The organism is Okeania sp. SIO2F5 (genome assembly GCF_010692685.1).
GTDB lineage: Bacteria > Cyanobacteriota > Cyanobacteriia > Cyanobacteriales > Microcoleaceae > Okeania > Okeania hirsuta.
The window spans coordinates 1-10,031 of the sequence record NZ_JAAHGU010000202.1 but is presented as its reverse complement, the minus strand read 5'-3'; the positions used below and the strand labels follow the sequence as shown (position 1 = coordinate 10,031).

The following is a 10,031-nucleotide window of genomic DNA, read 5'->3' as shown; positions in this document are numbered from 1 at the left end:
CACCGTCAACGGGGGTGTTCACGCATTACATGGGGATTCTCACCCCAAGTAATTTTCCTCCTGTCTCCAGTATAGCTGTCTCCTGTCTCCTTCAAAAATATCAAATCATTCGTCACTGTGCAACGCCAAATTTCCTGTAGATATCCACGCTAACTTTTACACAAACGATACCAACGGACATGATATGAATTAACACTTAGTCGGGTCTAATTAAAGACTTGTAAAGACTAGCCTTACAAGCCCAAATCATCACCGAAGTTTGGTGTTGGGTTATTGACTGATGCAAAAAGAATGACAGAAAACTTGCTAAAATTATAAATAATACCATATTTTAGTCAAAAAAACTCAAAAAAAAAGTAAAATAGTAAAAAATGTTGAAGTTCTATTCCTCCTGACTTCGGAGGTACTTAAAAAGAGCTTGTCCAATTCATTTTAGATAGTTATATCTATTATTTTTACCTTTTTTTCCTCAATATTTCTTTCTTCTTCCTTCTTCCTTCTTCCCTCTTCCTTACTTCTCCCATTTGTAGCAAACATCCATCACCTCTGGTATTATCCACTATTTGATGCAATAATATTTCGGCACTATGAGCGATAATACTGTCCTGTTATGCCCGAAATTCCCCAATTTCCTGAAGCTCTTGCTGAAGCTCTCAATAACTTTCCAGAGCTAGATTTAGACCTACCAGACCCAGAAGATGAAAATATTCCAGACTCAGACTTTGAAAAAGTAGTAGACACAGCATGGAAAGTTTGCGATCGCTTCGACCTCCAGACAGAAATCTGGCGGGGGCGCATCTTAAGAATCATCAGAGACCGAGAAAAAAAAGGAGGCGATGGGCGAGGCAGCGGATTTCTAAATTGGCTCAAGGAAAGAGAAATCAGCAAGAGTCAAGCTTATGCCCTGATAGAATTGGCCAATAGTGCTGATACTTTAATTGCAGAAGGACATTTAGACCCAGACTCCATTAATAATTTTAGTAAACGGGCCTTTGTAGAAACAGCAAAATCAGTTCCAGAAGTCCAAGAAATGGTGACAGATGCAGCAAAAAAAGGCGATCGAATCACCAGGCGAGAAGTCAAACAACTAGCAGATGAATGGATGGCCATTAGCTCAGATTTACTTCCCAGCGAAATAAAAGAAAAGGCCACATCTGGTTCCATGCCACCACGTTATTTAGCTCCCCTAGTGCGAGAAATGGAAAAATTACCAGAATCTCATGTGAGCGCAATTCAAGAGGAGATCGTCCAAATTCCAGAATTAGATACCGTCAAGCAATTGACCTCAGATGCTCGTAACCTTTCTAAATATCTTGATGCAGCAGCAAAAGTTCAAGCATTGAATGAATCACCATTAGATATGGAAATGGTACTAGAAGAAGCTTTGAGATTAGAATGTCTGAATGTAGTCGCCGATCTAGTAAAACAGTCTGGTCAACTAGAAGCAACAACTGCTAAACTTTACAGTACCTGGAAGCGAGTAGGTAATCTATCAGAACGGTTATTTGTTGATACTGGTGCTAGTACACCTCATTTACGACACTTGTTAGGGTGTTTAGACAAACTATCTAATAATGTAATTGAAATCCGTCTAAGTGAAGTCAATGACCAAATTATTCGCCTACAAATACTCTCTGATGGAGATTGAAGAAAAAGTCAGGATACAGCAATTCTGGAAACAGAATGAATGGGATGGAGATTGCCGATATCAGTCACATTAATTAGGGTTTGCTGAAAAAGTTTGATGAATAGACATCTCCAAAAATAAAAAATAAAATCAATTATCGTACATAAATTATCAATTCTTTCTTCCTATTCCCTATTCCCTCTTTTCTGAAGATGTCTAATTAGGTTAGGAGTCAGGAAGACCTCCTCAGGAGTCATATCAAATCCAGTAGCATTGGTGTAATTAGATTCATAGTGTGGGGAGGGTGGGGAGTGTGGGGATCTCAAGAAAGATTTGGCAATGGCGCTGTGATGGAACATTTTTTTATACCGAACCCAAGCGGATTTGATATAATTAACGACAATGGGACGTTGGATTCAACGTCCCTAAAGCTTCCCCAGAAGCAATACTGATAATAGGTTACTTAACTTTCCGGCGTTGCTAATTTGAGGTATAGCGCTGTGCGCAGGCAACAGCTCATCTGGCAACAGGCAACAGGGAGAATAAAAATCTGTTTGCGCAGCATCTCCGTTGGAATAATATAAGACTTTTAGCTATTGGACACCTCTTGTAATTTGTAAATATGCCAGCGCACATTGCTATATGATATCATTCAGGATAAGAGGGCAAGCAAAAAACTTTCTCCTTCTACTCGGGGTTTCTTATTCTTTCTTCCCTCCTGACTCCTAACTTCCCCTCCTGGGAGGGGTTAGGGGTGGGTTGGGAGGGGCGTGGGGGTGGGTTGACTCCTAAGTAATTAGGATTAATATCATACACCTGCTTCAGCAACGCCAACTTTCCGATCCCTAGATTAATTCTGGCGTATTCTCATCAAAATCATCAAAACCATCATCATCATCACTATCATCATCATCATCATCATCTATTAAGTCATCTTCTAGGTCGCCAGGAAAATCAGACTCAAAATTATCGGAGACAAAATCTGAGTCATCTAAAACTGACTCACTATTGTTTAAAATCTGAGGAAAATCAGGCATACGATCGTCTATCAATTGATTTTGATCTTGAGATATGCCTTGAGAATCTGCAAAATTATTATTCACAGGTGATAAATTCAGACCACTTTCTAATTCTAATGAACGTGCTGTTTGATCGTCTAACACTACACTTTGTAAATTATCTTCCTCAATCAGATCCACATCCTCATCCCAACTTTGTTCCAAACGACTAATCTCTGCACTCAGAGCATCTTCATAAGCATTAAAACCAGTACCAGCAGGAATCAAACGCCCAATAATCACATTTTCCTTTAATCCCCTTAACCAATCAGACTTACCTTCAATTGCTGCCTCCGTTAAGACCCTTGTAGTCTCTTGGAAACTAGCTGCCGAAATAAAGCTATCTGTATTCAAAGATGCTTTTGTAATCCCTAACAACATTGGCGTATACTGAGCTGTTGCTCCACCAGTAATAGACATAGCCTCATTCACCTGTTCCACTTGTCGTAATTCTATCAACTCTCCAGGCAACATAGTAGTATCACCACCATCATCAATCCTCACCTTAGCAGTCATCTGACGCACAATTACTTCAATATGTTTATCAGAAATATCTATACCCTGAGATTGATAAACCGCCTGCACTTGGTCTACCAAAAACTGCTGACAAGCCTCAAAACTCCTCAAACAAGCCTCATAAATGCTTTCATGGTCGCGGTAATAGTTGAAGAAAATCTCCAGAATTTCATGGGGGTTTCGGGGTCCATCTGTGAGTGATTCACCCACATTTACATTTTGTCCATCAGAAGCAATCACATTCTGCCCAGGACCGATCGGATAATCTGTAATTGTTCCGTCAGGCGAAACCACACTAACCTCCACATTATCCTCATTAACCTTAACCTGAGCTTGACCAGGATACTTCACTAGAATGCAAGACTCTTTTGGTTTACGAGCCTCCAAAAGTTCCTCAATTCGAGGTAAACCCTGAATAATATCCCCAGTCTTAGCACGCTCAAATACCAACAGTACTAAATTATCTCCTCGTTGTACCAAATCTCCATCCATGGTCAGCAGTATCGCCCCTGCAGAAACACGATAAGGTCGGCCTTGACGTAAGATAACTTGATAACCTTCTTCACCATTATCTGCAACTGTTTTCTGAATTTTAGAAACCAGACCTGAGTGTTCAATAAATACTCCAGGAGCAATTTCCGTACCAGCAACTAATAAATCCCCTTGAGCTACAGATGGCAAAGTATTAACTGGTATTTTAATTAAGTCAGCATCTCTGACGATCAAAATACGACGAATAGCTTCCGAACCTTCTTTAATACCCCGTACCTCACCAGCTTCCTTAGATAAAATTTCTGTGCGAGCAACCACTGCTCCAGCTTCAATTACATCCCTGTCTTTAACCAAAAGTTCAGTACTTGTACTACCATGAGTTGTATCTGCCGTTACATCGCGACGAATTACTAAAGATTCTAGAATCACCAACTGCAAACGCATTACTCCCTCTTCCTTTGGATCTGGTGATAACTCAATATCAGCAGCTAATTGAGGAGCTTCTTCTCCAATCTCTAATACTAACTGGGTTCGCAGTAATTCCACACCTTCTACAGATTTAACTCGTTCCCCATCTTTAAAAGGAATGCGTTGTACTGCTCTTAACTCAATGGAAGAATTAATTGATTTTTGAGAAGGAACACCAGGGTCATCAGGCACATTAAATTCCGTCACAGGTCGTAATAATAATCCAGGGTTTTCTGGAGTTTCTACATATTCAATATACTTTAACTCAGAGACTATTAATCCTGGCACCACTTCCTTTCCTGGCATTGCAATCTGACCATTGATTAAAGTCAAATCCCCTAAATCTGTTTCATAATCTCCACTATGTAGTTCACCTGGTTTAATTACCACTTCCCTGAGAATATCATTTTTTTGGTGTACTTCTACAACTCCATTAGACAGACAGAAAATATCCTTAACTATTTCTGTACCTGCTTCTACATATTGACCATCTTCTACCAATAGCAAAGATATATCTTTATTGACTTCGTGGCATTCTTCAGGAATCCATAGTAATGTACCACCTTTTGTCACTTCGTAGCCTTGTTTAGCTTTACCACGTTTGAGAACTTCTACTCCAGCATATTTAATGATGCCACCTGTAGTAGTTTTATAATTTTCTTCTAAAAGTTCAGCAATAACTTCGTGGTTGCCAACCTTACTGCCAGGAGTAACTTTCAAAGCAAATCGTTGATGATTTTGGGCTTCAATGATATACTGGTCTCGGTTAGCAATGGTTTCCATCCTAACTTTTGCCTGGTCTAGTCGCACACTTGCAGTGATGACTTCAATCTCACGAGGTAGATTATTTTGTGCTTTCGTATGCACTGGCAGTTCGGTAGGAACGTTAGTCGTAGTCACTGATCCTTCAGACTCATCCGTTGTTGCCTGTGGAGTTCCTGCACTCAACATATTTTGATTTTTTTCCGTAGAAGGAATTCGTACCACACCGCCATGCTCTGTTACCAACTTAGTCACAGCAATTACACTATTAACATTAATTGTAGTAGCATTTTTGATTACTGCTTCTGCACCTGGTGGCAGATTATAAACTTCTCCTGATAATATCCATATCAGACCTCCTCTTTGAGCAATGCGCGTTGTTGTTCCTTGTCTATCTACCTTTTCTTCCTGCACCAACTTAGCAAATAGAACCTCCCCTGCTAAATCTGAGGCTACTTCTTTTGTAACTTTCTCCGTTGTTTTTCTGACCTGACCTGCCTTTGGTACTTCTGCTAAAATGTCTCCTGCTAACACTTGTTGGTTATTTTGCACCATCAAAATAGAACCTTGAGCAATGAATATACTTTCTTGAGCGCCATTAGTTCCTACTATTGTCAGGTCAAAATTATTTTCTGCAATCATTGCTTCATCCCCATGACGAGTCCGGAATGACCTGGTACGAACATTTGATGGATACTTAACTACACCTGCAAAAGGAGATGTAAACTGACGTGCTACTTCCCCTGTAAAAACACCACCAGTATGGAATGTCCGCATTGTTAATTGAGTACCTGGTTCGCCGATAGACTGAGCAGCAATAATCCCAATAGCTTCTCCCATATCTACTATATGACCATGAGCTAAACTCCACCCATAGCACTGTTGACAGACAGAACGAGGTGATTCACAAGTCAACGGCGATCGCACAAATACTTTTTCTACACCTGCTTTACCTATTGCTTTAGCTAAATCTTCTGTAAATACTTGATTTATGACTGCTTGAACACCACCACTACTAATAATTTCTCCTGTTTCTGGATGTTTAACATCTTCTCCTGCTACTCTACCCAATAACCTGTCTTGTACGGGAATCAACACGCGTTCACCATCTTTCATGCTTGTCACCGTTACTCCCCGCTTTGTGCCACAGTCTGCTTCCCGAACTATTACATCCTGAGAAACATCAACTAAACGACGAGTCAAATAACCGGAGTCAGCAGTCCTCAATGCTGTATCAACCAAACCTTTCCGCGCACCATAGGAGGAGATAATATACTCCGTTACAGTTAAACCTTCCCGGAAATTAGTCTTAATTGGCAAGTCAATAATTTCCCCTTGTGGATCTGCCATCAGACCACGCATTCCCACTAACTGACGCACCTGAGAAATATTACCCCGCGCTCCAGAAAATGCCATCATATAAACAGAATTTAGAGGGTCACTTGCCTTAAAGTTGCGGACTACTTCATCTTTAAGATTTTCACTGGTAACATTCCAGGTATCAATTACTTTTTGAAAGCGTTCTACTTCAGTAATTTTTCCTTTAGTATAGCGGTCAGTTGTATCGCGAATTTCTTCTTCTGCCGCATCTAAAAGTTCTCGTTTAGAAGCAGGTATTCGTAAGTCATCAACACTAATAGAAACTCCTGCTTTTGTGGCATAACGAAATCCTAAATCTTTCAGTTTATCTGCCATGTCTGCAGTTCTGGCTGTACCATAATTATTAAAAGACCAAGAAATTAGCTTTTTCAGTTGACCCTTATTAATAACTCTATTACGAAAAATCATGTTATTCTCTACCTTTGTTGATTAGTTTACTTTAGATAAAAAGACTGTTATTCAAGGAAAGACCAAATAGTTTGGCGTTGCTTAACGAAGTCAGAAGTCAAAAGTTAGAAGTCAGAAGTTATTTTTGTAACGGGGATTTGAGCAACTCTCCAAAAATATTTCGCCTTAAAAGGCGGGGTTGCTGGACCCATATTATTTTGATAAATGCGGGATGATTTTAATACCGTTTCACAGAAATCAGAAATCAGAAGTCAAAAGTTAGAAGTGAAAGTTTATAGACTTAAATTAATGGTTATACACCAATTTCAGCTCATTCTTTCACATCATAAGTTGCCAACTATGGCGTTGCTGATTTGAGGTTATGATATCAAATCCGCTTGATTGGACATAAAAAAATTCTCCAATCGTCATAACTACGCTCATCTTTGTAATTTTCTCTCCTCCTGACTCCTGACTCCTGACTCCTGACTCCTCCTGAGTTAACCATTCTATAACTGTTTAACCGGATTTGATATGATATCTTGTCCGGATAAGAAGGCAAGCAAAAGACTTTCTCCTTCTACTCCTGTTTCTTTTTCTTTCTTCCCTCCTGACTCGGTCCTTCCCCTCCCCTCCTGGGAGGGGTTAGGGGTGGGTTTACTCCTGACTCCTTACAAAACACTTTCAATTGTTTGATTGAGAATTATACGACCAGGTGTTGTCACCACAAACTGTGTCGCTGCTTCTCCATTTATTTCCCGCACCTGGCGAGATTTAATATGAACCTGTTTAATTTTTCCCTGTTGAGTATAATGAACCCGATACAAGTGATAACGCTTCACTACCTCTCCATTTTCTAGAGTTTTCTCTGACTTCAACTCTCCCAAAGTATCAGGTAATATCTTACTATCCAATGGCATCCAATAACTTTTAACCGCCACTTCTTCTGATATCTGTTGGATATCGGGAGGCATTTCTTCTGGTTTATCTGTTTCGACCGTAACATCACCAGGCAACCTCAAATACACATAAGTATGTAAACCTAGCTTAGATTGTTCATAAGCTAAAACTACATCATTAAAGTTAGCAAAATATAGTTCTTTTCCACCTTGTTCTCTATGGTTTTCTGCTGTCAGATAATAACAACCTAATACCATATCTTGAGAAGGCGTAATAATTGGACGACCAGTCGCTGGAGACAGAATATTATTCGATGACAACATCAATAATCTTGCCTCTGCTTGCGACTCTAGAGAAAGTGGCACATGAACCGCCATTTGGTCACCATCAAAGTCAGCATTAAATGCCGGACAAACTAAAGGATGTAACTGAATTGCACGACCATCTACTAAAATAGGTTCAAAAGCTTGAATACCTAATCTGTGTAAAGTTGGTGCCCGGTTCAACATCACTGGATGACCTTCTATGACTTCCTCAAGCACATCCCAAACATTCGGGTCTCCCCTTTGAATCAGTTTTTTGGCAGCTTTAATATTATTAACTAATCCCTGACGAATCAATCGATGGATTACAAATGGTTGAAACAATTCTATTGCCATTTCTCGTGGTAAACCACACTGATTAATTGCCAATTTCGGTCCGACAACAATTACCGAACGCCCTGAATAATCAACCCGTTTACCTAACAAGTTTTGCCGGAAACGACCTTGTTTTCCTTCGATAATATCACTCAAGGATTTCAGAGGTCTGTTATTTGCACCTACCACAGTACGACCGCGACGACCATTATCAATCAAAGCATCAACTGCTTCTTGCAACATTCGTTTTTCATTACGGATAATAATCTCTGGTGCTAAAATTTCTTGCAGTCTTGCCAAGCGATTATTTCGGTTAATCACCCGTCGATAAAGATCGTTTAAATCGCTAGTTGCAAAGCGACCACCATCCAACTGAACCATTGGACGTAAATCCGGGGGAATGACTGGAATAGCATCTAAAACCATCCATTCCGGTCTTGAACCCGTAGCGACAAAATTATCAATTACTCGCAAACGTTTGATTAATTTGGCGCGTTTTTGACCTTTAGAATTAGCAATTTCTTCCCTTAGTTTTTCTGCTTCCTCCTCCAGAGCAAGATTTTGTAATAAGACTTGTAAAGCTTCAGCACCAATGCCAACTTCAACCCCAACTATTGTTGAATCTTCGCTATAAATTTGATCTTCAATTTCTAGCCAAACATCCTCTGTTAACAGTTGCTTATAACTTAAACTTTCGTGATTCCCTGGGTCTAATACCACATAAGCATTGAAGTAAACAATTTGTTCTACATCTCGCAATGGCATATCTAACAAAATTGCCATATAACTCGGAATACCCTTGAGATACCAAACATGAGTAACTGGTGCTGCTAATTTTATATATCCCATACGGTGACGGCGCACCCGTGACTCAGTTACTTCTACCCCACATCTTTCACAAACAATACCTCTATGTCGGACTCGCTTATACTTTCCACAATGACATTCCCAATCTTTCGCCGGACCAAAGATGCGTTCGCAAAACAATCCATCCATCTCTGGTTTGAGAGTCCGGTAATTAATAGTTTCTGGCTTAGTAACTTCTCCTACGACTGTACCATTTGGTAGAGTTCTTTCTCCCCAGAGACGAATTCTTTCTGGAGAAGCTAGACCAATTTTGACATAATCAAATCTTTGTTCAAGTTTTGGCATTTTTACAATAAAGAGTTAAGACTACAAAATTAACAGGCATTGCACATTCAGCGAATGATTTTGGATTAGGGAACTGAGGAATTGTTATACCGTTTCACTAAAGTCACCAAGTCAAAAATCAGAAGTCAGAAGTGATATTAATGGAACTTAAAACCTCCACTATACAGTAATTTCAGCTTATTATTTTACTTCATCAGTTACCAACTATTTGTGATATTTTTTAAGTGAATTGGTATTAGTAATGATTAATATTCGGTTTTTTTGAGTCACACTCCAAACCGCTCAACTAAACTTACTAAAAACTCTGAAAGTATAGTCATTCGTAGTGGTTCAAGCACTACAGGGTTAAACGGCAAACCCTTTATTCCCCAAAAACATCGGGAATTACTTTTCTAATTATATTAAATGCTCCATTCACATCAGCATTTCATAACTTTTTATCTCCTGTTTTATACAATCCTCTTGCTATTCTTTTTCCTTTAAATATCGGTTTTGACTCACCAGATTTTGGTAATTCATCTTGCTCTAAAGAACTTGATTGTGATCTATAGGATTCTTCGGTAATTATTACTTTTATCCCTTTTTAATGAGCTTTAGATCTTAACATCTCTATTCATCTATAATCAGGTATGTTAACAAACTGTTGATTGT

General features: G+C 39.3%; 4 protein-coding genes. 1 reads left to right on the top strand and 3 read right to left on the bottom strand.

The window, feature by feature from the left end; all coding sequences use genetic code 11:
- The first annotated feature begins 610 nt into the window (after positions 1 to 610).
- On the top strand, positions 611 to 1,648 hold the full coding sequence (locus F6K27_RS31030; protein WP_124144734.1) for a hypothetical protein: 1,038 nt from the start codon (positions 611 to 613) through the stop codon (positions 1,646 to 1,648).
- A 666-nt stretch (positions 1,649 to 2,314) separates the two neighbouring features.
- Here the strand turns inward: F6K27_RS31030 and F6K27_RS31025 are convergent.
- The 3 genes from F6K27_RS31025 to F6K27_RS31015 form a co-directional block, all read right to left on the bottom strand.
- Positions 2,315 to 2,461: a hypothetical protein gene (locus F6K27_RS31025; RefSeq protein ID WP_287279684.1), complete on the bottom strand. Its 147-nt coding sequence runs from the start codon at positions 2,459 to 2,461 to the stop codon at positions 2,315 to 2,317.
- An 11-nt stretch (positions 2,462 to 2,472) separates the two neighbouring features.
- A complete protein-coding gene (locus F6K27_RS31020; protein ID WP_287279683.1) occupies positions 2,473 to 6,711 on the bottom strand; it encodes a DNA-directed RNA polymerase subunit beta' in 4,239 nt (1,412 codons plus the stop codon).
- A 650-nt stretch (positions 6,712 to 7,361) separates the two neighbouring features.
- Entirely contained in the window at positions 7,362 to 9,380 is a 2,019-nt protein-coding gene (locus F6K27_RS31015) for a DNA-directed RNA polymerase subunit gamma (RefSeq protein ID WP_287279682.1), read from the bottom strand.
- Between the last annotated feature and the right edge of the window lie 651 nt (positions 9,381 to 10,031).

What these genes read in the sequence shown, in the direction of transcription:
- F6K27_RS31030 (WP_124144734.1), top strand. Translation starts at nt 611, where the DNA reads ATGCCCGAAATTCCCCAATTTCCTGAAGCTCTTGCTGAAGCTCTCAAT.
- F6K27_RS31020 (WP_287279683.1), bottom strand. Translation starts at nt 6,711, where the DNA reads ATGATTTTTCGTAATAGAGTTATTAATAAGGGTCAACTGAAAAAGCTA.
- F6K27_RS31015 (WP_287279682.1), bottom strand. Translation starts at nt 9,380, where the DNA reads ATGCCAAAACTTGAACAAAGATTTGATTATGTCAAAATTGGTCTAGCT.